The 26,309-nt window shown below is 62.1% G+C and carries 24 protein-coding genes and 1 tRNA gene; 7 read left to right on the forward strand and 18 right to left on the reverse strand.

Annotated features, from left to right (window positions below):
• Positions 1-70: 70 nt before the first annotated feature.
• Positions 71-1,198, reverse strand: a complete 1,128-nt coding sequence (locus RXV95_RS14735) for a phosphoserine transaminase (protein WP_338466778.1) — start codon at positions 1,196-1,198, stop codon at positions 71-73.
• 138 nt (positions 1,199-1,336) lie between these two features.
• Here RXV95_RS14735 and RXV95_RS14740 point away from each other — a divergent pair, with 138 nt between their 5' ends.
• On the forward strand, positions 1,337-2,002 hold the full coding sequence (locus tag RXV95_RS14740) for an extensin family protein (RefSeq protein WP_338466779.1): 666 nt from the start codon (positions 1,337-1,339) through the stop codon (positions 2,000-2,002).
• A 60-nt stretch (positions 2,003-2,062) separates the two neighbouring features.
• Here RXV95_RS14740 and RXV95_RS14745 read toward each other — a convergent pair whose 3' ends face one another.
• The 7 genes from RXV95_RS14745 to RXV95_RS14775 form a co-directional block, all read right to left on the reverse strand.
• Positions 2,063-2,683: a LuxR C-terminal-related transcriptional regulator gene (locus RXV95_RS14745; protein ID WP_338466780.1), complete on the reverse strand. Its 621-nt coding sequence runs from the start codon at positions 2,681-2,683 to the stop codon at positions 2,063-2,065.
• Positions 2,684-2,938: 255 nt separating this feature from the next.
• On the reverse strand, positions 2,939-3,703 hold the full coding sequence (locus RXV95_RS14750; protein ID WP_338466781.1) for a proteasome-type protease: 765 nt from the start codon (positions 3,701-3,703) through the stop codon (positions 2,939-2,941).
• Positions 3,704-3,730: 27 nt separating this feature from the next.
• Positions 3,731-4,543, reverse strand: coding sequence for a transglutaminase family protein (locus tag RXV95_RS14755; RefSeq protein ID WP_338466782.1), 813 nt, complete (start codon positions 4,541-4,543; stop codon positions 3,731-3,733).
• Between the two features lie 16 nt (positions 4,544-4,559).
• Positions 4,560-5,507, reverse strand: a complete 948-nt coding sequence (locus RXV95_RS14760) for an alpha-E domain-containing protein (RefSeq protein ID WP_338466783.1) — start codon at positions 5,505-5,507, stop codon at positions 4,560-4,562.
• A gap of 48 nt (positions 5,508-5,555) precedes the next feature.
• Complete coding sequence (locus RXV95_RS14765; protein WP_338468581.1) at positions 5,556-6,953, reverse strand: circularly permuted type 2 ATP-grasp protein; 1,398 nt, start codon at positions 6,951-6,953, stop codon at positions 5,556-5,558.
• A gap of 163 nt (positions 6,954-7,116) precedes the next feature.
• Positions 7,117-7,899: an alpha/beta hydrolase gene (locus RXV95_RS14770; protein WP_338466784.1), complete on the reverse strand. Its 783-nt coding sequence runs from the start codon at positions 7,897-7,899 to the stop codon at positions 7,117-7,119.
• Positions 7,900-8,015: 116 nt separating this feature from the next.
• Positions 8,016-8,567, reverse strand: a complete 552-nt coding sequence (locus tag RXV95_RS14775; RefSeq protein ID WP_338466785.1) for a DUF3617 domain-containing protein — start codon at positions 8,565-8,567, stop codon at positions 8,016-8,018.
• 115 nt (positions 8,568-8,682) lie between these two features.
• Between RXV95_RS14775 and RXV95_RS14780 the strand changes: the two genes are divergently transcribed.
• Positions 8,683-9,456, forward strand: a complete 774-nt coding sequence (locus RXV95_RS14780; protein ID WP_338466786.1) for a hypothetical protein — start codon at positions 8,683-8,685, stop codon at positions 9,454-9,456.
• A gap of 24 nt (positions 9,457-9,480) precedes the next feature.
• Here the strand turns inward: RXV95_RS14780 and RXV95_RS14785 are convergent, their stop codons facing one another.
• Positions 9,481-9,909 (reverse strand): DUF983 domain-containing protein, encoded by a 429-nt coding sequence (locus RXV95_RS14785; protein ID WP_338466787.1) that lies wholly within the window; start codon positions 9,907-9,909, stop codon positions 9,481-9,483.
• Positions 9,910-9,920: 11 nt separating this feature from the next.
• Complete coding sequence (der, locus tag RXV95_RS14790) at positions 9,921-11,297, reverse strand: ribosome biogenesis GTPase Der (RefSeq protein WP_338466788.1); 1,377 nt, start codon at positions 11,295-11,297, stop codon at positions 9,921-9,923.
• Between the two features lie 124 nt (positions 11,298-11,421).
• On the opposite strand from der, the gene RXV95_RS14795 reads away from it, so the two are divergent.
• A complete protein-coding gene (locus RXV95_RS14795) occupies positions 11,422-12,195 on the forward strand; it encodes a CHAP domain-containing protein (protein ID WP_338466789.1) in 774 nt (257 codons plus the stop codon).
• 20 nt (positions 12,196-12,215) lie between these two features.
• On the opposite strand, the gene RXV95_RS14800 is transcribed toward RXV95_RS14795, so the two are convergent.
• Positions 12,216-12,542: a DUF3297 family protein gene (locus RXV95_RS14800; protein WP_338466790.1), complete on the reverse strand. Its 327-nt coding sequence runs from the start codon at positions 12,540-12,542 to the stop codon at positions 12,216-12,218.
• A gap of 106 nt (positions 12,543-12,648) precedes the next feature.
• On the opposite strand from RXV95_RS14800, the gene RXV95_RS14805 reads away from it, so the two are divergent.
• A tRNA-Val gene (locus RXV95_RS14805) sits at positions 12,649-12,723 on the forward strand.
• A 292-nt stretch (positions 12,724-13,015) separates the two neighbouring features.
• Here the strand turns inward: RXV95_RS14805 and RXV95_RS14810 are convergent.
• The 3 genes from RXV95_RS14810 to RXV95_RS14820 form a co-directional block, all read right to left on the reverse strand.
• Entirely contained in the window at positions 13,016-14,326 is a 1,311-nt protein-coding gene (locus tag RXV95_RS14810; RefSeq protein ID WP_338466791.1) for an endonuclease NucS domain-containing protein, read from the reverse strand.
• Between the two features lie 71 nt (positions 14,327-14,397).
• Complete coding sequence (locus RXV95_RS14815) at positions 14,398-15,411, reverse strand: site-specific DNA-methyltransferase (protein WP_338466792.1); 1,014 nt, start codon at positions 15,409-15,411, stop codon at positions 14,398-14,400.
• Between the two features lie 171 nt (positions 15,412-15,582).
• Positions 15,583-15,834 carry a helix-turn-helix transcriptional regulator gene (locus RXV95_RS14820; RefSeq protein ID WP_338466793.1) on the reverse strand — a complete coding sequence of 84 codons (252 nt, stop codon included), beginning with the start codon at positions 15,832-15,834 and terminating at the stop codon, positions 15,583-15,585.
• A gap of 84 nt (positions 15,835-15,918) precedes the next feature.
• Between RXV95_RS14820 and RXV95_RS14825 the strand changes: the two genes are divergently transcribed.
• The 3 genes from RXV95_RS14825 to RXV95_RS14835 all read left to right on the forward strand — a co-directional run bounded on the left by RXV95_RS14825 (position 15,919) and on the right by RXV95_RS14835 (position 18,433).
• A complete protein-coding gene (locus RXV95_RS14825; protein WP_338466794.1) occupies positions 15,919-16,179 on the forward strand; it encodes a hypothetical protein in 261 nt (86 codons plus the stop codon).
• A gap of 504 nt (positions 16,180-16,683) precedes the next feature.
• Positions 16,684-17,247: a DUF308 domain-containing protein gene (locus tag RXV95_RS14830; protein ID WP_338466795.1), complete on the forward strand. Its 564-nt coding sequence runs from the start codon at positions 16,684-16,686 to the stop codon at positions 17,245-17,247.
• Between the two features lie 124 nt (positions 17,248-17,371).
• Positions 17,372-18,433 carry an AI-2E family transporter gene (locus RXV95_RS14835; protein WP_338466796.1) on the forward strand — a complete coding sequence of 354 codons (1,062 nt, stop codon included), beginning with the start codon at positions 17,372-17,374 and terminating at the stop codon, positions 18,431-18,433.
• 8 nt (positions 18,434-18,441) lie between these two features.
• On the opposite strand, the gene RXV95_RS14840 is transcribed toward RXV95_RS14835, so the two are convergent.
• The 4 genes from RXV95_RS14840 to RXV95_RS14855 form a co-directional block, all read right to left on the reverse strand.
• Positions 18,442-20,079, reverse strand: coding sequence for a phospholipase D family protein (locus RXV95_RS14840; protein WP_338466797.1), 1,638 nt, complete (start codon positions 20,077-20,079; stop codon positions 18,442-18,444).
• 69 nt (positions 20,080-20,148) lie between these two features.
• Complete coding sequence (locus RXV95_RS14845) at positions 20,149-21,579, reverse strand: efflux transporter outer membrane subunit (protein WP_338466798.1); 1,431 nt, start codon at positions 21,577-21,579, stop codon at positions 20,149-20,151.
• Entirely contained in the window at positions 21,576-24,773 is a 3,198-nt protein-coding gene (locus tag RXV95_RS14850; protein ID WP_338466799.1) for a multidrug efflux RND transporter permease subunit, read from the reverse strand. The genes RXV95_RS14845 and RXV95_RS14850 overlap by 4 nt, the downstream gene beginning before the upstream one ends.
• 8 nt (positions 24,774-24,781) lie before the next feature.
• The gene (locus RXV95_RS14855) at positions 24,782-25,858 is read right to left on the reverse strand and encodes an efflux RND transporter periplasmic adaptor subunit (RefSeq protein WP_338466800.1); all 1,077 of its coding nucleotides are present in this window, start codon (positions 25,856-25,858) and stop codon (positions 24,782-24,784) included.
• Positions 25,859-26,309 lie beyond the last annotated feature (451 nt).

The raw sequence follows: 26,309 nt of genomic DNA on the forward strand, positions 1-26,309 counted from the left end.
GGGACGCAAGTATTGTATCGGGAAGCGGCGCCCCCGGCGCGGTGCCGGGGGTCACGCGAAGAGCGGGCCGTCAGGCCTTGAGCGAAGCCCAGGCCCAGTCGAGCCAGGGGCCGAGGGCCTCTACATCGGCCGCATCCACGGTCGCGCCGCACCAGATGCGCAGGCCCGGCGGGGCATCGCGGTATCCGGCCACGTCATAGGCCGCACCCTCTGCTTCGAGCAGGGCCGCGAACTTCTTGATGAAGTCCGTATCCGCACCTTCGACCGAGAGGCAGACAGACGTCTTCGAACGGATGCCCTTGTCTTCGGCCAGGTGGCTCAGCCAGCTGCGCTCCGCCACGATCTTTTCAAGCGCTTCGGCATTGGCGTTGCAACGCGCCTTCATGCCTTCCAGCCCGCCGATCTCCTTCGCCCATTCGAGCGAGAGGATCGCGTCTTCCACGGCCAGCATCGAGGGCGTGTTGATCGTTTCGCCCTTGAACACGCCTTCGGTCAGCTTGCCGCCCTTGGTCAGGCGGAAAACCTTGGGAAGCGGCCATGCAGGGGTATAGCTTTCCAGCCGCTCCACCGCGCGCGGGCCAAGGATCAGCACGCCGTGCGCGCCCTCGCCGCCCAGCACCTTCTGCCACGAGAAAGTGGCGACATCGATCTTGTCCCACGGGATGTCGTAAGCGAACACGGCGCTGGTCGCGTCCGCGAACGAAAGCCCTTCGCGATCGTCGGGAATCCATTCGCCGTCGGGAACGCGCACGCCGCTGGTGGTGCCGTTCCAGGTGAACAGCACGTCGTCCGACCAGTCGACCTTGTCGAGATCGGGAAGCTGGCCGTAATCGGCGCGCATCACCGTGGGTTCGAGCTTGAGCTGCTTGACCGCATCGGTGACCCAACCTTCACCGAAGCTTTCCCAGGCAAGCGTCGTCACGCCGCGCGCGCCGAGCATGGTCCACATCGCCATTTCGAAGGCGCCGGTATCCGAACCGGGCACGATGCCGATGCGATGCGTATCGGGCAGGCCCAGCACTTCGCGCATCAGGTCGATGCAATAGGCAAGGCGCGCCTTGCCGATCCTGGCGCGGTGCGAACGGCCGAGCGAATCGGTGTTGAGTTTTTCAGGGGTCCAGACAGGCGGCTTCGCGCAGGGTCCGGAAGAGAAATACGGACGCGCGGGTTTGCGCGCCGGACGGGTATGTTCAGTCATGTAGACTCTCCTTGCAGAGAGCACGCGCGGCGTTGGGACCGCGTGGCCCGCCGGCGGCCTTAAAGACGCGCGCCGGCAAGTCAAGCGGATTGCGTGACGTAACCGGATATTAACCATATATTCCGCAAACTGACGCCCATGCGACGCACTCTTGCCATCCTGCCCGCGATGGCCCTGTTGAGCGGCTGCATCGATGTCCCGCAGCCGCAACAGCGCCAGGCCGTGCACCAGTCGACCGCGCGGTTCACACCCGCGCCGCAAGAACGGCAATGCCTTTCGCGTCTGGGAATGACCCACGCGGATTTCACGCCCTTGCCGGACCGGTATTACGGTGCGGGATGTTCAACGCTGAACACGGTGCAGATCGCATCCTTGCGCAGCGACGAAGGTTTGCTTGCGCTCACCCGGCTGGGGCCGGTCTCCTGTCCTCTGGCCAATACTTTCGCCGGGTGGGCGCGCTATGGCGTGGACCGGGCGGCGCAGCAGATTCTGGGCAGTCCGCTGGTGCGGATCGAGACGTTCGGCAGCTACAACTGCCGCAACGTCGCCGGAAGCGGCCGCCGCTCTGCCCACGCCACCGCCAATGCGATCGACGTTTCCGGATTTGTGCTGGCCGACGGACGCCGCATCACCGTGAAGGACGACTGGTCGGGCGGCACAGCGGCCGAACGCAGGTTCCTGCGCGTGATCCACGAAAGCGCCTGCAAGCGATTCGGCACCGTGCTGAGCCCCGATTACAACGCCGCCCATGCCGACCATTTCCACGTAGAGGTGGACGAAGGCGGCGCGTCCTTCTGCCGTTGATCTATCCAGGCTATCCCTGCGGATGCGACGATAACTCCGCCGGCGCCGCGCCGCCATCCGTCACGCGGCGATATCGTCCATGCCCACCGCTTCGATGCGCAGGCGAACCACGTCGGCCGCGTGGTGCGCGCCCAGCTTGCCCATCATCTTCATGCGGTGGATTTCCACCGTGCGCGGGCTGATATCCAGCTCACGCGCGATGGCCTTGTTGCTGAGGCCCGCGGCCAGCCTGTCCAGCACTTCGCGTTCGCGCGCGGACAGGCGCGATATCCTCTCGCGCGCTTCGGCCGCCCTTTCTCGCTGCACGCGCATGCTGTCCGCTTCTGCCTCCACGCGTTCCAGCGAGGCGCGCAGCGGGCCGACGTCGAGCGGCAGCGACAGATAGTCCAGCGCGCCCGCCTTGATCGCGGCCACGACCCGGTCGGTCTCGATATTGGCGGCGAACATCACCAGCGGCAGCCAGCCCCCCTTGTCGGCCAGCCCTTCGATTACGGGCCGGACGGGATCGCCTTCACCGGAATCGAACGCCAGTATCACCCCGTCAGACGGGGCATGGGCGAGCAATTCCGCCCGGTCGGCATAGATCTCGGCATGGCACCCGGCGGTAAAGGCAAGGCGAGCCAGCTGCGCGCGGCGGGCGGACTGGCTATCGACGATGTGGATTTTCAGGCGATCAATCATGTCCCCGATTGATCGCCATGGCCGGCCTGCGATCCAGCCATAATCCCCCCGTTTCCGAGTGTTAGCATGGCGGTTCTGATGGAGCAGTGGCGGATTTCCGGCGGAAAAATGCATCCGTTTCCGATCCGCACCCGCCCGATTTCGCGCGGATCGGATTCGGTTTTACGCCGCAACGCCGTTCGCCGCCATACGCACGCCACCCTAGGGCGTTGGCTAGGGCGGTGGCCTTAGGGTCAGTACCTGAGGCAGGGATCGCTATTCGGCCAAAACCGACGTCGGCGCATCCAGCTTGTAGTCGGGCAGCGAATCGAACGCGAGTTTCAGCGCCTCGCCCCAGCCCGACGAAATCGCGTGGAAATAAGGGTCGTCCGCTGCGATCCGCCGTTCGTGCAACGGTTCGAAATTGTCGCGCTCCATCACCAGAAGGTCGAGCGGCAGGCCCACCGAAAGGTTGGCCTTGAGCGTGGAATCGAAGCTGACCATCAACAGCTTGACCGCATCCTCGAACGACATCGCCGGATCGTAGGCGCGGATGATGATCGGTCGCCCGTACTTGGTCTCTCCGATCTGGAAGAAGGGCGTGTCGAACGAGGCTTCGATGAAATTGCCTTCGGGATAGATCAGGAACAGCCGCGGCTCCATGCCCGCGATCTGTCCGGCAAGGATCAGCGATGCGGAGAACATCGGCTTTTCCGCAGACTGACCCGCAGCCTCGTTCCGCCCGGCAATCGTGTCGCGCAGCAGGTTGCCCACCAGCGTCGCGACCTGGAACATCGTTTCCGCCTCAAGGATGGAAGGCCGGCGCTCGTTTGGCGTCTTGTTGCGTTCTTCCAGCTGGCTGATCACCGCCTGCGTCGTCGCAAGGTTGCCCGCCGTCATGATCGCGATGAAGCGTTCGCCCGGCACGGACCAGGTCTGCATCTTGCGGAACACGGAGATGTTGTCGACGCCGGAATTCGTTCGCGTGTCGCTCATCAATACGAGCCCGCGGTCGAGCACCATGCCAACACAATACGTCATTGAAATTCTTCCCCCAACCCGGCGCGCTTATTGTTCCATACGCTGCTGCTCGACCGCAAGCGAGACGTGAAGTTCCTCTTCGTGCGCGCCGAAGCGGATACCGGTAACGGGGGCAGCCTCGCGATAGTCGCTGCCGGTGGCGATGCGCACATAGCGCGCATCGGGGCTGATCCCGTTGGAAATGTCGAAGCCGATCCAGCCGATATGGTCGACATGCGCTTCGGCCCAGGCGTGCCCGGCGTCCTGTTCCACCCGGTCATCCATCATCAGGTAGCCGCTGACATAGCGCGCGGGAATGTCCATCGCCCGGCACGCCGCGATGAAGATATGCGCGTGGTCCTGGCAAACCCCGTGCCCGGCATCCAGCGCCTCTTCCGATGTGGTTGCCGAATGGGTCTGCCCCGTTTCGTATGTCACCGCATCGCGGATCGCGGCTGACAGCGCGTGGAGCATGGGCAGCGGGTCCCCTCCGCGATCGACCTCGCCCAGCAGCGCGCGCAGCTTCGGTCCGGCCTTGGTCAATTCGGTCGGCCGCAGGAAGTGCCACAGCGGCAGAAATCCCGAATGGCGCCCGATGATGCCGGATTCGTCGGCAGTATCGACAAGGCCGGTGCAGCGGATCGTCATTTCCGAAGCGCCTTCGTCTATCGAGACGAGCGAGACGTGGTTGTAGTTGTGGTCTTCATATTCCACTTCCAGCCGCGCGCCTTCGAACACCATGTCCCACTTCACAACGCGCTGGCCGGAGGTGTGCTTGGGCGTAAGCCGCAGGCGCTGAAGCCCGTGCTTCAACGGCCCGGAAAAGCGGTAGTGGGTCACGTGGTCGATGGCGAGGCGCATGGGTTTTCTTCGCCCCCTATTCGTAGAACCGGTAGTCGCTCTGCACCTGCCTGGCGAGCTTCTGGTTGTGTGCGAGGAATTCGGCGATGAATTCGTGCAGGCCCTGTTCGAAAATCTCGTCGATGGTCAGTGCGTGAAGGCGGCTTTGCGTGTCCCGCAGGATCGCGTGGCTGTCCATCTCGCCTCCGTATTCGCGCGCCAGCGCGGCAAGGTTCGACTGGATCTTGGAATAGCAGAAGGCAAGGCTGCGCGGAAACCGACCGTCAAGGATCAGGAACTCGGCAATGCTGCGCGCGTCCATGCCGCCCGAATTGAGCCAGCGGTATGCGCGTTCGCCCGAAACGGACCGCAGGATCATGTCCCACTGCACGTTGTCGAGACTCGATCCGACATAAGAGACCGAGGGCAGCAGCACATAGTATTTCACGTCCAGCAGGCGCGCGGTGTTGTCCGCGCGCTCTATGAACTTGCCCAGTCGCGCGAAATTGAAAATCTCGTTGCGCAGCATCGATCCCATCATCGCGCCGCGCACCTGCGTGGAATACCGGCGGATCGTGTCCAAAACCGTGCCGAGGTTGGTTTCGCGCACCGGCCGGGACAGCAGGTCCTTCACGTTCATCCACAGCTCGTTCACCGCTTCCCACAGCTCGCGCGTGATGCCGGCGCGCACCATGCGGGCATTGATGCGCGCGTTTTCGCACATCGCCAGGATATTGCCGGGATTGTCCCGGTCGCGCAGGATGAAGTTGAACACGTCGGGGCCGGTATAGGTATCGCCGAACTTCGCTTCGTAGGCTGCCTGCTGGCCCAGCGTAATCACCACCGATCGCCATTCGACATCGGCGTCCATCTCGTCGCGGGTCAGCGCCATGCGGAAGCCCGCGTCAACCAGCCGCGCGGTGTTCTCCGCCCGCTCCAGATAGCGGAACATCCAGAACACGCCGTTGGCGGAGCGGCCTAGCATGACGGGGCCTGCATATTGGAGGGCGCCGGGTTGGAGGGAGTCGGGCGGTCAGTCATCGAGCACCCAGCTGTCCTTGGTCCCGCCGCCTTGCGACGAGTTGACCACGAGGCTGCCCTTCTTCAGCGCCACCCGCGTCAGCCCGCCCGGCGTGATATCGATCCGGTCGGGCGAAACCAGCACGAAGGGCCGCAGGTCCACGTGCCGCGGCGCAAGCCCGGCCCTGGTGAAGATCGGCACGGTGGAAAGCGAAAGCGTGGGCTGGGCGATATAGTTTTCGGGCCTGGCCTTCAGCTTCGCGGTGAACCGGGCGATTTCCTTCTTCGAAGCGGTCGGCCCGATCAGCATGCCATAGCCGCCCGAACCGTGGACTTCCTTCACCACCAGATCGGAAATGTTGTCGAGCACATAGGCCAGCGAATCCGGTTCCGAACAGCGCCACGTGGTGACGTTGGGGAGCAGCGGTTTTTCGCCGGTATAGAACTCCACGATCTCGGGCATGAAGGAATAGATCGCCTTGTCGTCGGCAATACCCGTGCCCGGCGCGTTGGCGATGGTGATGCCCCCCGCGCGATAGACGTCCATGATGCCCGACACGCCCAGCACGCTGTCCGGGTTGAAGGTAAGCGGATCGAGGTAATCGTCGTCCACCCGGCGATAGAGCACGTCGATCGGCTTGTAACCGCGCGTGGTGCGCATCGCGATGCGCCCGTCCTGAACGCGAAGGTCGCTGCCTTCGACCAGTTCGGCCCCCATCTGGTCGGCCAGGAAGGCGTGTTCGTAATAGGCGGAATTGTAGATGCCCGGCGTCAGCACCGCGACCACCGGCTTGCCGCTGGTGGCGGGCGGCGCGCAGGCGGCAAGGCTGCGGGCCAGCCGGCGCGGATAGTCCGAAACCTCGCGCACGCGGACCTTGGTGAACAGTTCGGGGAACATCGCCATCATCGTTTCGCGGTTCTCGAGCATGTACGAAACGCCCGATGGCGTGCGCGCATTGTCCTCAAGCACCATGAACTCGTCCTCGCCCGTGCGGACAAGGTCGATGCCGACGATGTGGGTAAAGACGCCGCCCGGCGGGTTGAAGCCCACCATCTGCGGCAGGAATGCCTCGTTCTGCGCCAGCAGGCGCAGCGGCAGGCGGCCGGCGCGGACGATCTCCTGCCGGTGATACAGGTCGTGCAGGAACGCATTGAGCGCGCGCACCCGCTGCTCGATCCCCTTCGACAGCCGCCGCCACTGGTTGCCACTGATGATGCGCGGCACCTGGTCGAACGGAATCAACCGTTCTTCGGCATCGTTCTGGCCATAGACATTGAATGTGATGCCGGTGCGGCGAAAGAAGGCCTCGGCCTCTGTCCCCTTGCGCCGCATCAGCTTGGGGTCCTGATTTTCGAACCAATCGCAGTAGCGCCGGTAGGCAGGCCGGACTTCACCGTCCGCCGTGTACATCTCGTCATAGGACGAAGGCGCTTCTGTCACTGGCAATCACCCATGTGCCCATGACTGACGCTTCGCTCGCCGCTGTCAAGGAGGGTTATGCTGCACTTGCGAAAAAACTTGACCGAAATGGATTGGACTGACGATCCGGACCGGCTTGCCCTGTCCGTCGACATCATTCGTCGACATCAAGCTGGCGCAGCACTTCGACGATCACGCCGGGATGGCTGGCGAAGGACAGGTGGTTGCAACGGACCGGGATCGCGCGGTCGCGCTCTCCCGCCCGGCCGCAGGCGGACCGCGGGTGGACCACGCCGTCGCGCGGGCTCCATATCGCGATCGTCGGCACCGGCGGCTTCGGCGCCAGGTCGCTGGCGACCGGCGCGTTTTCCACTTCGTGGCCGGTCACCCACTGATAGGCGCGCCATGCGTTGTTGGCGCGGCGATGCCCGGAAAACGGCGTCCCCATGGTGATGACCTTGCAGATCGACGCGGGCGCATGGCGCGCCGCTTCGCGCGCGAAGATGCCGCCAAGGCTCCACCCGACCAGCGCCAGCGGTTCACGCTCCTTGCGCGCCATCGCCTCGATCCGCGACAGCAGGAGGTCGAAGCGTTCCTCGGTCGGCCCCAGGTTGAAACCCAGCCCCCAGTCGCTCACGCGGTGTCCCGCGTTTTCCAGCGACCGCGCCATGTGATGCATGCGTGAGGGCCGGGTGCCGAATCCCGGCAGCAGCATGACCGGGCGCGGGATTGCGGCCCGGGCATAGGCCTGCCCGGCGCGGCGGCGGCGCAGCATCTCGCCCCACACTTCCGCCGGAGAGCCCAGCTCTCCCAACATCCTGCGCAGCGGCGGCTTGTGCGCCTGTTCGGGATGCGGCTGCAGTGCCAGCGCGTTGCGTCGCGAAATGTCGCTGCCGAACGCGGCCAGCTTCTCGCCCCAATGCTGAAGGTTCTGCATGCCGTGCTGTTTCAAATCAGGGATTCCGAAATCCACCGCCGGTCCTTGCTCCGCATGCCCTGTAAAGGCACCGCCAAGCCATTAACGCACCGGGGACAGCGAGGGTTCCGGCGCGATCAGCTGTCTTCCTTGCCCGTGCAAGCGCCCACGTGCTTTGCGTTCATCGACATCTGCATGTCCATTTTCATGCCCGAGTGGGCGTTGCCCATGCTCTGGACCTGCATCTGGTAGCTGTCCGGCGTGTAACTTCCGTTCATCGTCACCGATTGCAGGCCGGTTTCGCCCTTGCAATCCAGCCGCGCGTCGATCTTGCCGCCGCCCATCGTGAAGTGTTCGTAGGAACAGTTGTCAGACTTTTCGCCGAAGAACTTGGGCGTCGGCTTTTCCGCCTCTTCCTTTGTCAGGCACGAGGTGACGGTGCGTTCCTTGCCCATCATCCCCGCGATCATCTTCTTCGCTTCGGGCGGCGCGTCACCAAGGTCCAGCTTGTCGATCTTCATCGTCATTTCCCAGCGCCCGGGCGTGAACCGCATCGCTCCGGCTTCCGCCACCTTGCTGGCCACGCTTTCCGGTGATTCGTTGTGCGCCTCGATCGATTTTTCCTTGCTGCACGCGCCAAGCGCGAGAACGGCAAGCGGGAGCGCTGCAATCAGGGCGGAACGACGCATAAGCTGGACCTCTGTCGAAAGTTTGAAGGCGGGCAGGTTACCAAGCCCTGCCCCGCCTGCCAATGCGCCTTGCCCCTGCCGGAGGCCCGCCTTACGCTTCGACCCAAGGGAAAGGATGGACACGCAGATGGCAGAGGCCGACCGACCGATTACGCCCACCGCCGACACCCGCCCCTGGCCGCAGGAAGGGCGCGAGCGGATGATCTATCCATCGCCCGTCGGCTGGAAAGGCACCGACTTCGTGGACAACGAGGAAGATCTGCTGCGCCGCCTCAACCCCAAGACGGTGTTCATGATGGGTGACAATCCCGCCCTGCCGCGCATGCCCGAACGGCCCCGGCTGCTGGATTTCTTCCGCTGCCGTTTCGGTGACATCACCGTGCGCCACCTGCTGGTAAGCGCGAAACGTGCGATGGACGACGGACTGGACGAAAAGGTGGTCCTCGCCTGCCTGCTGCACGACCTGTCCAACGGCTGCCTGATCCGCGCCGATCATGGATACTGGAGCGCCCAGATGATCGCGCCCTATGTGGACGAGGAAGTGGCATTCGCGGTCAAGTACCATCAGGCGCTGCGGTACGTGCCCGATCCGGAATTCGGCTATGAATACCCGGATAGCTACAACCGGTTCTTCGGTCCGGACTACAAGCCGCCCGAATACCTTTTGCGCGATGCGCAAGCGGCGAAAGCCAGCCCGTTCTATCGCACGGCGCGCATGGTCACGCTTTACGACACCTATTTCTTCGATGACTTCCCGGATGTCGATCCATCCGAAATGGAAGGGGTGATCGCGCGCAATTTCCGTGAGCCGGACGAAGGCCTGGGCTTTGACGGATCTGATGTCGCCCACATGTGGCGCACGATGATCTGGCCCAACAATTTCCTTTAGGACGTTTGCAGGGATTCGGCGCGGCTATCCGGTCGGCGCGCCGGCTGCCGCTTCGGCCTTGCCCGACGCACCCGCGAACCCGCTCAATCCCATCCACCACTGCATGGCGATGATCGCGCCCTTCACGGGTTGCAGCATGCCCAGCATCATGGCCACCGCCAGCGACGCGACAATGGCGATCATCGCCCACAGAGGAAGCGAGGTCTGCCCCATCTCGATCATCACCGGCGCCATCAGGTGACCGGTGACAAGGATCGCGACGTAGGGCGGGAAATCGTCTGCCGAGTGCAGGGTCCAGTCCTGCCCACAGGCACGGCAACGATCCACCGGCTTCAGGAACTTGCGGAACAGCGGCGCGCCTTCGCAGCGCGGGCATTTGCCTTTCGCGCCGCGCAGCATGGCTTGTGAAGCGCTTTGCGGCAGGTGCGTGGTTGCAAGGGTCTGGTCAGGCATTCGGGCCGCTCTCACTTCCTGGCGAAGGGGTTTTTCGGGCTGCGCAGCGTAAGGCGCACGGGCACCGCTTCGAACCCGAGTTCGCGCCGGATGCCGTTGACGAGATAGCGCTGATAGCTTGCCGGAAGCTGGTCAAGCCGCGTGCCGAACAACACGAAACCCGGCGGGCGGGTCTTGGCCTGGGTGATATACCGCAGCTTTATCCGCTTGCCCCCCGGCGCCGGGGGCGGGTTGGCGGCCAGCGCATCGTCGAACCAGCGATTGAGCGCCGATGTGGGCACCCGCTTCGACCAGGAATCGCGGATGTCGAAGGCGGTGGAAATCAGCTGGTCCAACCCCTTGCCGGTTCGCGCGGAAACCGAAAGCAGCGGCACGCCGCGCACTTGCGCCAGCCCTTCGTCAAGCGCCGCGCGAACGCCGTTGAACAGGGCGGATGCGTCTTCCGCCACGTCCCACTTGTTGATGGCGATGATCAGCGCGCGCCCTTCTTCCAGCACCATGGACGCGATCTTCAGGTCCTGGTGTTCCAGCCCGCGCGTCGCATCCAGCAACAGGACCACCACTTCGGCAAAATCGATCGCGTGGCGCGCATCGGCCACGGCGAGTTTTTCCAGCTTGTCGGTGACTTGTGCCTTCTTGCGCATTCCGGCGGTATCGATCAGCCGGATATCGCGCGCTTCGCCGCTTTTCGGATCGGCCCATTTCCAGTCGATCGCAATCGAATCTCGTGTGATCCCCGCTTCCGGCCCGGTCAGCAGGCGCTCTTCGTTCAAAAGGCGGTTGATCAGCGTGGACTTGCCCGCGTTGGGCCGCCCGACGATGGCAAGCTTCAGCGTTGCCTTGGGATCGTATTCCTCTTCGTCCTCGCCCTTTTCTTCCGACTCCACCTGCTTGTCATCCAGGTGCGGCAGCAACGCCTCGAACAGGTCGCCCATGCCCTCGCCATGTTCGGCCGAAAACGCCACGGGTTCACCGAAGCCAAGCGAGAACGCCTCGAACAGGCCGGCATCGCCCGCGCGGCCTTCCGCCTTGTTGGCGACAAGCACGATGGGCACCGAACTTGTGCGCAGATAGCGGGCGATTTCCTCGTCCAGCGGCGTCACGCCGGCGCGCGCGTCGACCACGAACAACGCCACGTCCGCCCCCTTCAGCGAAGCTTCCGTCTGCTGGCGCATCCGGCCGGGCAGGCTTTCGGCGTCCTCGTCTTCCCAGCCTGCGGTATCGACGATGGTGAAATCGAGGCCCAGCAGGCTCGCTTCGCCGAAGCGGCGATCACGCGTGACGCCCGGCTGGTCGTCCACCAGCGCAAGGCGCTTGCCGACAAGCCGGTTGAACAGCGTGGACTTGCCCACGTTGGGGCGGCCGATGATGATGACCTGCGGTAGCATCGACCTCCCGTGGCGTGCCTTTGCCGGCAACGCAAGCGATGAGCGTGGTGAAGGGCAATCGTTAAGCCGTCATTTACCATAATGGACAGGCTTGCGTTAACCAAACCGGCGGCACCCTGCAGGAATGAAGGCACTTACCTGCACGATTGCGGTCATGCTTGCGCTGGGCGCCGCGCCCGCCCATGCCGCGCCGATTGCGCCCGGCGTGATCGACGGGCCGGACGACGGCGCCAGCGACCAGCCCTATCTGCAGTGCGTGCCCTATGCCCGGCAGGTTTCGGGCATACAGATTCATGGCGATGCCTGGACCTGGTGGGACCAGGCCGAGGGGCGTTACAAGCGCGGTTCCGTTCCCGAAGTCGGCGCGGTCATGAGCTTCAAGCCCTATGGCGCGATGCAACTCGGCCATGTCGCGGCGGTCAGCAAGGTGATCGATTCGCGCACGGTGCTGCTGCGTCACGCCAACTGGTCCCCGATCAACGGACGGCGCGGCCAGATAGAGGATGACGTGCGCGCAGTCGACGTTTCGCCGGACAACGACTGGAGCGAGGTGCGCGTATGGTTCGCGCCGATAAACGCCCTTGGCACGACGCACTGGCCGGTGAACGGATTCATCTATCCGGAAAAGGCGCTGAAAACCGATTCGCCCATGACGCTGGCCGATGCCCGCCCCACGCGTGAGCCGGCGCGCCAGCAGCGGGCATCGCTGATCGGCGACGATTTCCTGAAAGGTATCCCAGCCGATTCGCCATCGCGACGGGCGCAGGCCCCGCGCAACCTGCTGGCTTCGGACGATCGTTACACCCCGGCCCGGCCGCAGCGGCGCGTGGCCGCGGCGCAATCGGCACGCGGTGGCAACGACCCGATCGGCCAGATCATCTCGCGCATTTCGCGCTGACCCGGCCGGCGGGCGGAAACTCAGCCAGCCCTGGCTACGGGCGCGTCTTCGCCCAGATCTTCATACCAGGCTTCGACCGGGCCGTTGATCCTGATCGTCAGGGGCTGCCCCTTGCGGTCGAGCGTCTTGCCCGCCTGCACGCGCACCCAGCCTTCGGAAATGCAGTATTCCTCGACATTGCGGCGCACCGTGCCCTTGAATCGGATGCCGATCCCGCGCTGCAGCTTTTCGGCATCGAAAAAGGCGCTGCGCGGATTGATCGCCAGCCTGTCGGGCGGAAGGTCCGCTGCGGTGGCGGGCGTGGCGGGCTGGGAACCCGTTTCGGGCGTGTTTTCGTCTTCGCTCATGGGATCAGCGCCAATAGTTTTGCGCACCCGCTTGTCAATCGCCACGGACCGTGGCAAAGGCGCGCCCCTGTTCTTCGGGGCCGTCTGCCGGCCCTGCCAAAAGGACGGGCGCGTAGCTCAGCGGTAGAGCACACCCTTCACACGGGTGGGGTCGCAGGTTCAATCCCTGCCGCGCCCACCATTCAAACTACTGATTTTGAATGGTTTTTTTCGTAATTTCGTTGCGTATGCAACTATCCTCCCGGACAGTTGTTCGCACGTTGTACGCTGAAGGTGCATTTTTGCATCACTTTGTGCATGCGAGATTCAAAACGCGCGAAGCAATCGAGACTGCCAATCGCGCCATGTATCCTCATCTTTCAGTGAGTTAGTGGACAGAAATTGAGGTGTGACCCCACCCTGCACTGGGGTGGGGTCGGAGGTTGTTGCACTATAGTGTTCCATCGACAGCATCGACGCTCTCACCGATGCAATCAGATGGTCTTTAGCGTCATGCCCGCGCGATATTCGATCAATGAAACGTCGGTGTCGTGGGCATCGCGCGCATGGACGAGCTTGTCATCGATCTCGGCTGCAACCACCACGCCCCGAACCGGCTTGTTATCGGCAAGGTTGCGCTTCACCCAGCCCATGTAGCGCGAAAGCTGACCGAACACCTTGTCCGCGGAACGGCCTTTCTTGAGTTCGACAACTATGTATGTGCCGCCCACCTCTTTGAGCAGAATGTCGATAGGGCCGACGGTCGTTTCATATTGCCGCCCAACGAACTCGACCTTCACACCCAATTGTTTACCGATGATCTCGAAATTCGCTTCAAGATCGTCTTCAAGGCGCTTCTCGCTGGCCATTACACGGCGGAACTCGTTGAGTGCCTTGCCCTTGAGACCCATCTTCTTCTGAACTGCTGTAGCCGCTTCGAGGTCGCCGCGCGAGCGATACAGGTCTAGTGCGGTTTCACGAAGCGGCAGCGCATCTGGGTCGCCCATCCAAGCGACAAATTCCTTCTTGTTGGCGAATGCGATGTATTCGCCTTGGCCTGCATACTGCTCGATAAACCTGCGGTTTTCACCGCGCAGCGCCCCCGCAACAAGATGGATCGAGTGGTCATCATCCACGCCGATGATGTTCGACAGTCGCCACATTGCAACCGCGTAGGACTGGTTCAGCTTGATCGTGTTGTAGATCGAACTGCGTCGTTCGCCGCCAAGCATGTAGGCGTCGCAACGGTCAGCCAGCAGCCTCTGCTCCGCCTCGTCGATGCCTCTGAACTCCTCAATCAAGTCGGCAACGGCATCAATATCTTCAATGCGCTTGGCCCTCGCTACGAAGAGCCGGTATTCCATGGGCGAGATCGATGTTCCCAAACTCTGGAGCAGCCGAATCAGAAAGGGGACAGGGTGGAGCCTGATCGCTTGGTGATGGCGCGCTCGGATGGTCGGGTTCCAAATTTGGTATCGGAGAACTTGCTTCGCCAGCGCCGCATCATGGTCGCCCGCATCCAGCAGAGAATTCCCAGCGGGTGTAAAGTCGATTGACTCGGACTCATCGACCCACACCAAGCCGAGCAGGGTAAGCACTTGCTTGAGCATACGAGCCAGCGGCGCGCCGCCTTCCGGCCAATCACTTTCAGCGTGTGAGACGCCTTCAGCGTTCAATCGCTCAATGTAGCCACTCTGACAGTCCCGCCAGGTGCCGTTGTGCTCGAACTCCTTGAGAATCTTCAGGCGAGGAAGGATGCTCTCGGCCGAGACGGACAATCCCTTTGGCACATACCAATATGCCATGTCAGTTCCGTAGGACCGAACGAACTGTGACCACCTCGTCGGCAGCCGAATATTCTTCGCCGCTCTCGCCACTAAACCAGCTTCGGCTGATCGTCCTCGTCGGCGGCATCGACCTTTCGGCCATAGGTCTTGCGCTTATGCTTGCTCACAGCTTCCGCCCCTTTTGACCCGCCCTCTTCGAAGAGCATCCGAACTAAGTCATCCTTAGTAGGGTATTTCGGGCGTCCGACAACCCACAATGGTTCGTCAGGCGAAGCATCGCGGAGTCTTTTTTCAGCGAAATTCAAATACGATTGGTTGATGTCGATGCCGATCCATCGCCGCCTCATCTTCTTTGCGACGATGCAGGTGGTGCCAGTGCCGACGAACGGGTCGACGACGATCTCACCCGCAAAGTCGTCACAGGAACCGTATGTGTATAGGCGCATCAACCGTGCTGGCAGCTTTTCCGGGAACGGCGCTGGATGACCCTCCTCTCGCTTCACATCCTCTGGATACATGAACCAAACCTGCTGCGTGAGATCGAGCCATTCGTTCCGGGGTATCTTGTTCGCTTCCTTCGTTTTCTTATCGAACTGCGGCGGCTTTCCGGGCTTAACAAAGACGTTGATAAACTCGATGGTGTTGTTCTCGAAGATGTTGCCGGGATACGGGTAGCTGCCGAACATCATCTTTGACGTTTGCTTCTGCCAAATGAACAGGCCGTAGCGTTCTAGGTCCGTAGCGGCCAAAATCCGCTGCTCATTATCCGCTGCAATGTTCTTGAGGTGCCGAGTATGCTGTTCGATCACGTCCTTCGGAATGGGCATCAGCGGTGAATTGATGCACAGCTTGCCGTTCGGGCGCAGAACTCGTGCGCACTGTTCCCAGACGGCCTGCATGTCATCCAAGTAATCTTCGTAGGTCGCCCAGCCTTCCGTCGGACCATCATACTCGACCGCATTCCAATACGGAGGCGACGTGATTATGCAATCCACGGATCCTTCGCGCCATTCAGCCATAACTTTGGCGGCGTTGCCGCAAATAAACTGACCGATTTGGTTTTCGAAGGCCGGAGGTGCGACATACATTGCTTGCGATTCCATGCGCCATCTTATGGAACAAAATTGCAAGCGCGCCTACCACATGCCTTGAAGTTCCCCCACCCCAATCACCCCCGGCTGCAAGTATTCCGACGCGAACGCTGCCCCGCAAGGCCGTTTGCCAAGTCGCCGTGGTGCGCGCCGGACTTGCCTTGCGTTCGGAAAGCCTACCTGTCAGCTCTTGTCATGCAGCGCAGATGAGTGCAAACATCTTGGAAGCTCCTGCGTCAGCGCGGCCACGTCGCACCGCATCGCTCGACACAGCTTCACCAGCGCAACAAACGTCAGGTTGTGTTCGCCACGCTCGATACGGCCGACATAGCTGCGATCGAGCCCTGCTTCGTGCGCCAACCCCTCTTGTGTCATCCCAAGCTCACGGCGCCTCGCACGTATGCGTTGGCCAAGGATGTCGAGGTATAAATCCACCGCCGCACGACACGGGATAGGTGACTATTAGTCCACGGATTATGAATCCCATTGCGCGGCATTTTCTGCTATACGGTCGCTGAGATGACTGATCCCGAACTCGACGCGATGCATGTGATGCTTGAGGAACTCGACACGCTTGATCCCGCGGCAATCAAACGCATCTTGATTTGGCTCGCAGACCGATATGACATCGACTTGGTCGCTCGTCGAACGACAACGCGAAAGTCGCGCACCAAGCGAACCCGGCGTCAAACTCGTGAACATGCATCAGAAGGCACTTTCGGTATGCCGAAAAAAGGCCGCACCTCGCCCGAAATCGAAGCCTTGCTGAGACTCGCTTAGGGCAAGAGCTTTGGCATCGCATGTGGTTGCGCTCACACACTTGATCGAAGCGCCAGCGACCTCATCGGAATGAATGAAATTAGTTGTTCGCAAGTTGTTAGCATGGGGCGAAAATCGCGTAAGTTGTTAGCACGTTGTTTGCATCTTTCCACGCATACACTTCGTTAAATGGGCGGTTTTGCGTCACGAAAACGTGTTATATCCCGCACAAGCTGGTATTTTCTAACCTTCACACGGGTGGGGTCACAGGTTCAATCCCTGTCGCGCCCACCATCTTTCGACACGACCGGCTTTGCACGTCACCGGCGGAAAGATGGTCCGTCGCCCCGAACAAATCACCCTCACGCATATCCGTCGACGACTGACGATACCGCGCGGCACGTCACCGCGGAATTCATCCGAGTCCGGCTTCGTCCCGTTCAGCCCGATCTGGCTTAATCATACCCTCACCAGCGCGCGCTTTGTCGGGTAAGCTGCGGTGGGGAGCAAGCAAGGAGCGGTGTCATGACGTCTATTGAAGATGGCGTATCCACGGTCCGGCGCGCATGGGGCTGGATGCTGGCTTATGGAATATTGCTGATCGTCGTCGGCTGGTTCGCGGCATTTCACCCGATCGCGACCAATCTGGCCGTGGGCGTGATGCTGGGTGTGGCGATGGTCTTTGTGGGCGCGGCATCCATCATTGCCGCTTTCCGCGATTTCGGCTGGCAATCGAAACTGGTCGACGTGCTGTTCGGTATTCTGGCGTTACTGGGAGCATTCCTGTTCCTGGCGATGCCCGTGCTCAGCGCGACGGGGCTTGTATGGGCGGCCGGCATCTTCTTCATCGTGAACGGCGGCTTCGAACTCTACAACGGCTTCAAATCGAGCGAGGACCGGGTGTTCCTGATCGTCATGGGCATCGTCGACCTTGCGCTGGGCATCTACATTTCCACGTTCATGCCCCTGGGTGCGCAAATCGTTACGCTGGCCCTGTTCGTGGGATTCGGGTTCATTTTCCGCGGCGTGATCCTGTCCATTCTGGCCTTCAAGGTTCGCGGATTGACCGCCAAACAACCCGGGGCATAACCTCCGGCATCAGGAAAGCCGGTTCGGCAAGGCTTGCGCGGCGGACAGTGCCGGTGCACCCCGCGCGAACCGCCTTTTGCCACTGCGCCCCTCGCAGGCTGGCAAGAGGCGGCAGGACCGGGACATGATGCGCAAATCCAACACCCTGCTGGTCGCCATCGCTGCAACGGTGCTGATGCTCGTCTTTCTGGCGCCCATGCGCTCCGTGCTGTTGTGGGCAACGATGATGAGCGTGATCGTCGGCACGATGAACGAGCGGCTTGCCGTGCGATTCGCAAGCCGCAGCCGCGCGGCACTGGCGTCCATCGGCGTTGTCGTCCTGTGCCTGCTGGTCCCGATGATCGCCGTTTCGGCCTTGCTGACCGAACAGGTCGCCTCGATCGTTGCGCGGCGGCAGGAACTGGCCGCCGACATTTCGTCCGCCTTCCGCGACGGTCTGGCCCTTCTGCCCACGAAAATGGCGACCGACATCCAGCACGCGATCACCGCGTTCGACTGGTCGAAGATCACCGGCTTCATGGCGGGCGCCGCCAACTATCTGCTGCACGCCAGCGGCAATTTCCTGGTGGTGGGCGGACAACTGCTTGCCGCGCTGTACCTGGCCTATTTCTTCCTGCGCGACCGGGAGCAGATACTCGACCTGTTTTCATCCATGGTTCCGCTCGACCCGGCTGACCAGACCACACTGAAACAGCGGCTTGCGGAAACGGCGATCGCCACCTTTCGCGGCACGCTTCTGGTCGCGGCGGCCCAATCGGCCATCGCGGGGGCCGTCTATGCCGCGCTGGGCCTGAACATCTTTGCGGTGCTGGCGCTTCTGACGTTCATTGCCTGCCTTATCCCGGCAATCGGTTCCGGCCTGGTATGGGTGCCGGTTGCGCTGTATTTCTTCTTTTCAGGCGATTTCATCCGCGGCGGCATCATGCTGGCAAGCGGCATCCTGGTGATCGGCATGGTCGACAACGTGCTTCGGCCCAAGCTGATCGCCAGCCGGACGACGGTGCCGGATTACGTTATTTTCGTAACGTCGTTCGGCGGGCTTGCGCTGATCGGTTTCGACGGACTGTTCATCGGACCACTGGTTGCCTGCCTGTTCCTGGAATCATGGCGACTGAATACGCGCCACCGGGCAGAGGAAAGGCTGCCCGGCCAAGGCCCCGGCGGTTCCGACGCCCCGCAGGGCTAGCCAGGCCGTTACAACAACCATTGGATGGGCAAGAGCGACAGGGCCGAAACAAGCGCGCGGGAAAAGGCGGTCGTACCCGGCTCTTTGTGCCACACGCGCCTTGCGCCATTTTCTTCCAGCGTCCAGGTCAGCGCGCCGTCACTATCAAGGGAAACCGCATAGGCCGCTTCGGGCAGCCGCCGGTCAAGCGCCTGCCGGAACGCGATAGCCAGTTGCGGCGAGTCGATAACGAAGCCCATTTCGCAATTGAGCAGCGCGCTGCGCGGATCGAAATTGAACGAACCCACAAAAAAGGTCCGCTCGTCGATCGCGAATGTCTTGGCGTGCACGCTTTCGCCGCCGCCGCTGAACGCTGTATGCCCCAGCCGGGCCGCCCTGCTGCGCGACGCGCTGATCGGGCTTGCCTCGTACAATCGCACGCCCGCCTTGAGCAGCGGCTTGCGATAGGGGGCATAGCCGGCGTGGACCACCGGCACGTCCGTCACCTGTATGCTGTTGGTCGCCGCGCGCACCGCCACCCCGCGCCGCGCCGCGTCGGCCAGCAACCTTTCCCCCGCCTTGCCGGGAACGAAATAGCCCGAAACCAGGTCTATTCTGGACCGCGCGTTGTGGAACAGCGGGGCGATCCGCGTTGCGAGCAGGGATTGCCGGCTGGCGTGCCCCATCGCCTTTGCCGGATCGTCTGCCACAAGGCGCACGGGCGCCCAGACGAAAGCGTTGGAAGGATCGTCCAGACCCAGCGTTTCCAGCGCCCGGTTGCCTGCAAGGCGATAATGCTTCGCCCGCTCCGCATCGTCGTAAACCGGTTCCTCCAGTTCGTGCGCGTTCATCGCCCCCGCTGACGACAGGATCCATTGCACCGGATAGGCGGATTGGCTGCGCCAGTATCGTTCGAACTCCGCGCAAACGGCAGGCACGACCGCGCCGATCGCCAGTGCATCCACATCTATGAACAACCCGTGGTCGCGCGCACCGAAATATTCATCCCCCACGTTGCGGCCGCCCACCACGCTGGCAACGCCATCGACGGTGAACGACTTGTTGTGCATCCGCCGGTTGAGCCGCGGAAAATCGAACAGGTAATTCGCCGCGCGCATCCGGCGGATCGTCAAGGGATTGAACAGGCGGACAGAGATGTTGGGGTGCGCGTTTACCCCGGCCCACATGGTATCCAGCCCGGCGGTGGGATTGTCGTCGATCAGCAGCCGCACGCGGACGCCGCGATCGGCGGCCTTCATGATTTCCGCCAGCAACATCCGCCCCGAAAGATCGTTTTCCCATATGTAATACTGGGCATCGATGCTGCGATGCGCGTTTCGCACCATGGCCAGCCGCATCGCGAACGCATCGATCCCGTGCGTCAGCAGCAGCAAGGCCGTTTGCCCGTCATGGTCCTGCGCGAACTGCGCGGCAGTATTCGCGAATGGACCGGCGCCAGTCGCCAGCGGGCCATCTTCGGGCATCTGCGTGCGGGGCGGCAGGGGATTGGCCACCTTCAGGACAACCGCGACGGCAACCAGCGCGACGATCGCGACAAGCAGGCCTTCCATCACGCGGCGCCCCCTGCTTTTCGGTCTTTTCCCGTCCTTCGCCATGACAAGACCTCCTTGCGCGGAAGCAAGCCGTTCGCCTTCATTGTCCTTCATGCCCGCTCTTGCGCGATTCCGCGACCGGCAGGCCGGACGGCCCCGCCCGCCACACAGGCCAGCGCCCTGCTATTTCCCGGCGCTTTCCGATGGCGACCAGCCACCGCCCAGTGCCTTGTACAGATCTGCAAAGGCCAGATCGCGCTGCAACCGCGACTGGGCGACGGACAACTCGGTCGACAGCAGGGAGCGCTGCGCGTCGAGCACCGAGAGATAATCGCTGACACCGGCCTTGAACTGCAGGTTCTGCAAATGGAGCGACCGTCTGGCGGCTGCGAGCTGATCCGACAGCGGCCCCAGTTGTTCCTGCGCGGCACGATAGCCGTAAACCGCCTGGTTCACATCGAACAACGCCGACTGGACCGCCTGGCGATACTGGATCAGCGCCTGCCTGGTCTGCGCCCTTGCCACATCGACGTTGCCCTGATCGCGGCCGAACGAAAGGATCGGCAACTGCACATTCGGCCCCCAGCTATTGAGCGAGGCAGACTTGTTGTTGTCGAACAAGGACGTGATCTGCGTGCTCGACCGGCCGAAGATCGCGCTGAGGCCAATAGTGGGGAACGGGAATCGGTTGGCGATGGCCACGCCTTCCTGCGCGGTGGCCGCCGCCAGCGATTGTTCCGCCGAAATCACGTCGGGCCGCCGCGCCAGCAGGTCCGTGGGAACCCCCAGCGGCAGGTCATGGGCGAAATGGTCCGCGCCAAGGCCGTCACCCCCGTCGGTTCCGGCTGGTTCGAGCTCTATCGGCGCGGGATAGCGCCCCAGAAGGATCGCCAGGTTGTTTTCGTTGACGAGCCTTGCCTTGCGTACCGCCGGAAGCTGGGCCTGCGTGCCGGCAAGTTGCCCCTTCGCCTGTTGTTCTTCACTGTCGGAAACCACGCCCGAACGATGCAGCGATTGCACCAGGCTGAGCGACCGTTTCTGCAGGCCTATGTTATAGGTCAGTATCCGTTCTTCCGCCTGCAATTCCCGAATGGTCAGCCATGTGGCCGCAACCTGGTTCACGATCGTGGTCACAACGGCTTCCTTGCTTGCCCTTGTGGCCAGCAATTGCGCCCGCGCCGCTTCGTTCTGACGCCTCAGCTTGCCAAACAGGTCCACTTCCCAGTTGAGCAGCAGGCCAAGCGTGAACGCGCTGTCGTTCGCGTTGGGTTGGGGAGAGGCGCCGGTCTGCAACGAACCGTCGAGCGACGGAAACATCTGGCTTCGCGTGGTCCTGAGCCGGCCCTGCACCTCATCAATGCGGGCAAAGGCCAGTTGCAGGTCAAGGTTGTGATCCAGCGCTTCGCGGATCAACGATTGCAGTTGCGGGTCACGGTAAAGATCGAACCACGCGATGTTGGCGGCGCTTTGCGCTTCGCCCGCTTGCAACATCACGGCGTGCCGGGCCGGGATATCGAGTTCGGGCCGTTTGTAATCATGCCCCGCAACCATGCAGCCGGAAAGCGCCAGCGCCGCGGCGGCAGATGCGATCATCCTCGGTTTGCGCAGGCTCATGCCGGTTGCTCCTGCGTATCGCCGTCTTTGCCCTCGGGCGGTTGCGCGGCGGTATCGCTTTCCGTCGGGGTCTTCCCGGTCAGGCGTTCGGATATCGTCTGGACGATCACGTAAAGCGCCGGGACAAGGAACACGGCCATGAACGTGGCGACCAGCATTCCGCCAAAGACCACCGTCCCGACCGAATGCTTCGATGCCGCCCCCGCGCCCGTTGCGATCATCAACGGGACGACGCCCAGGATAAAGGCAAACGACGTCATGAGGATCGGGCGCAAGCGCAGCCGGGCCGCCTTGATCGCCGCGGCCGCGATCGGCTCTCCCGCTTCGCGGAAGGCCTTGGCGAATTCCACGATCAGAATCGCGTTCTTGGCGGAAAGGCCCACCAGCGTGACCACGCCGATCTGCCCGTAGACGTTGAAGTCCATCCCGCGCAGCAACACCGATATCAGCGCGCCCATCACCCCGAACGGCACGCCCAGCAGCACCGCGATGGGAACCGACCAGCTTTCATACAGCGCCGAAAGGAACAAGAACACCACGACCACGGAAAGGCCCATGACGATGGCGGCCGAATTGCCGGTTTCCACCTCTTCGCGCGTGACGCCCGCCCATTCATAGCCATATCCGGCCGGCAAGGCCTTGGCCGCCGCGCGTTCAAGCGCCGCAATCGCTTCGCCCGAGCTGTAACCGGGCGCGGGCGCACCCGAAATGTCGGCCGAACCATAAAGGTTGTACCGCGTCGTGAAGCGCGGGCCGGCGCTCTTCTCCACCGTCACCACGGTGCTTAGCGGCACTTCCTGCCCGGTCGTGCGGCTGCGCACCTTTATCGCGCCCAGCGCTTCGATATCCTCGCGATAGGGCGCGTCGGCCTGGACCATCACCTTGTAGTTCTTGCCGTAGCGGTTGAAATCGTTGACCTGCGCGCCGCCCAGCATGATGCCCAGCGTCTGATAGATATCGGTCAGTTGGAGGCCCAGCTTCTTGGCCCTCTCGCGATCCAGCGTCAGCTTGAAGTTGGGTGTGCCGGCATTGAAGGTGGACGAGATTCGCCCGATGGCCGGATCTTTCGATGCTTCCTCAAGGAACGCGGTTGTAACCTTCGCCAGTTCCTTGGGCGACTGCCCCGCCTTTGCCTGCAACATCATGGAAAAGCCGGACGATGCGCCGAAACCCGGCAGGGCGGGCGGCCCAAAGCTCATCAACATCGCTTCGGGCACGCCGAAGCCCATCATGTTCGATTTCTGCATCAGCGCCGCGGCCGAGCTTTCGCTGTCCCGTTCGCTCCACGGCTTCAGCTTGGAAATCATCATGCCCGCATTGGGCGCCGCGGTAACCGACAGCACGTCGAAGCCCGAAATCGACAGCACCGATTCCACCCCCGGCAGCTTTTCAAGCTTCTTCGAATAGGAATCGAGCACGGCCTGCGTTCGCTGGCTGTTCGACGCGTCGGGCAATTGCGCCATCGTGAAGAACGCGCCCACATCCTCGTCCGGCACGAAACCGGTCGGGGTTATCCGGAACAGCATGACGATCGCCAGGATGACGAAGACCAGCAACAGCGCCACGCGCTTGAGGCTGGTCGTCGTCATGCCGACGATGCGGGCATACCGGTCGGTCATGCGGGCAAAGCCGGTATTGAACCGGTCGAAAAACCGGTTGAGCCAGGACTTTTCCTCTTCCGGCTTGTCTTCACCCTTGGGCTTGAGCAGCAGGGAACACAAAGCCGGCGTCAACGACAGCGCGACAAGCGCGGAAAACGCGGTGGAAACGGCAATTGTAAGGGCGAACTGCTTGTAAAGCTGGCCGGTAACACCCGACACGAAAGCCATGGGGATGAACACGGCCGACAGCACCAACGCGATGGCCACAACCGGTCCGGACACTTCGTCCATCGCCGCGCGGGTCGCCTCACGCGGGGGCAGCCCTTCGTTCTCCATCTTCTCTTCGACCAGTTCGACCACGACGATCGCGTCGTCGATCACGATCCCGATCGCCAGAACCATGCCGAAAAGCGACAGCGTGTTGATGGAGAATCCCAGGAAATTGTAAGCGATAAGCGTCGCGATCAGCGAAACCGGGACGGCCAGCATAGGGATCAGCGTTGCCCGCCAGCTTTGCAGGAACAGAAACACGACGATCAGCACCAGGATGATCGCGTCGCGCAGGGTATGTTCGACCTCGACGATCGATTCCCCCACGAATTCGGACGTGTCGTAAACGATGCTGTAATCGAAATCGGGCGGGAATGCCGTCTTCAGGTCGGCCAGGCGCGCCTTCACGTCATCGGCCGTCTGCATGGCATTGGCGCCCGGAGACAGCGACACGCCGATGGCCGCCGCCGGTTTCCCGTCCAGCTTGGCTTCCTGCGCGTATCCTTTCGCGCCAAGCTCTATTCGCGCAACGTCGCGCAAGCGGACCAGCGAACCGTCCGGCTGGCTGCGCAGGACGATATCGCCGAACTGCGCGGCATGGTTGATCCTGCCCTGCAACTGGAGCGAATACTGAAAACCGCTTTCGGTTTGCGTGGGCGGCTGGCCCACCGAGCCGGGAGCCGCCTGCGCGTTCTGTTCCTGCACTGCCGCAACAACGTCCATCGGCGTAAGGTCAAGCGCGGCCAGCCTGTCCGGCTTCAACCAGATGCGCATCGCGAACTGGGAGCCGAAAACCGACACGTCACCCACGCCGGGCGTCCGCTTCACCTCGTCGACGATGTTGTTGTAAAGGTAATTGGCGAGGAAAGTCTTGTCGTAAGCGTTCGACGGCGAATAGAACGCGACATACATCAGCGTGTCGGTCGACGCCTTTTTCACCGAAACGCCGATATCCTGAACTTCCGACGGCAATTGCGGGATCACCAGCGATGCGCGGTTCTGCGTTTCGACCGCGGCAATGTCGGGGTTACGATCCAGCGCGAACTTCACGGTGATCGTGGACGTCCCGTCCGAACCCGATACCGAACGGATCGAACGCTGGCCGGTTACGCCGTTTATCTGGGAATCGAGCGGGGCCGTAACCGTATCTTCCACCACTTGCGCATTCGCGCCGGGATAAGTGGCCGACACGCGAACCGTCGGCGGGGAAATTTCCGGAAATTGCGCGACTGGCAGGCCAAGCAGCGAAAGCGCACCTGCCAGGACGAGAAACAGCGAAATGACGATCGCGAAGATCGGCCGGTCGATGAAAAAGCGTGCCATGGCCGGGGTCAGTCCTGTCCCGTGCCGGCCTGTCCCGTGCCGGCCTGCCCCGCACCGGGCGACGCGGCGGCGCCTTTCGCCTTCGCGCCTTGCGGCATCGGCTGCACAACCGCCCCCGGTTTCGTCTTGGAAAGCCCTTCGACGATGACCCGCTCACCCGCCTTCAGGCCGCTGGTGATGATCCATTGCCCGCCTACGTGAGGCCCAACCTGCACGCGGCGCTGTACCGCCTTGTTGTCCTTGCCCACCACCATCACGAAGAACGATCCGAACTGTTCGCTTACCGCCTTGTCGGGAATGACGATGGCGTTCTTTTCAATCGCGACGCGGATCTGCACCCGGCCAAACTGGCCCGGTCGCAAGGTCAGATCCGGATTCGGGAATATCGCGCGCAACCGGTAACTGCCCGTTGCCTCGTCGAAAGCCCGGTCCGTAAAATCTATCGTGCCGGTCCGGGGATAGACCGATCCATCGGAAAGGATCAGCTTCAGGCCATTCTGGGCCTGCTCGCGCTGCTGTTCGGGCAATTGCTGAAACCGCAGCACTTCCTGTTCGCTGGGGCTGAAATAGACTTCGACGGTCGATGCATTGGAAATGCGGGCAAGTTCCGTGGACCCCGGCGACACAAGCGTGCCGACGTCTACAGACGCCTTGCCGATCTTTCCGGAGATCGGCGCGCGAACATAGGCGTAGGATAAGGACAGCCGGGCCTGTTGAAGGCTTGCGCGGGCAGCTTTCACCTGGGCGGCATTGGCTTTCGCGGTTGCAACGGCGTTGTCGAACACCTGGCGCGCAATCGCGTCTTCTTCCACCAGCGGCCGATAACGCGCCACGTCTTCGCCCGCCTGGGCGGACTGGGCCTGGGCGCCGGCCAGCTGGGCTTCTGCCGCGGTCACCGATGCCTGGTATTCGCGCGGATCGATAACGAAGAGCAGCTGCCCCTTGCGCACGTTACTGCCTTCAACGAAAGCACGCCGCATCAGCACCCCGCCGACGCGCGGGTATATGCCCACATCCTTCAGCGCGCGGATATCGCCGATGTATTCAGCATAGAGAGGCGTCGATTGTGTGCGGGCAGCGGCCACTTCCACGGGAATTGGCGGAATCGCGGCCTTATTTCCACCCTGGCCGCAACCGCCCAATAATGTAATAATCGCAACAGACGAAAGTACTGCGCGAGTTCTTGCCATTATTTTCCCCAATACATTTATTTTCCCCAATACATTTGCGAAATCCACAGAGTGCAGGCGAGGCGCAGGCAACAAATGTTGATGCCGCTACCCAGCATTGCATTACGCATTACGAAATATTGCACTACCCAACCGAAACATTAATCTGACATTAATCCATTTGACAATCGTGCATATGGACCAATCTGGATGTATTTCGTCGAAACCATCCCCATAACGACTCGACTATGCCGACCCCATTTGAGCATTCGGTTATAATTTTTATTATGGTAGATGTCTGTTTACATAATTTTTCTGGCTATCGAACTTCGCATATCTCCACCTCACCAAGCGCAGCGGGGCACAC

This window comes from Novosphingobium sp. ZN18A2, from assembly GCF_036784765.1.
GTDB lineage: Bacteria > Pseudomonadota > Alphaproteobacteria > Sphingomonadales > Sphingomonadaceae > Novosphingobium.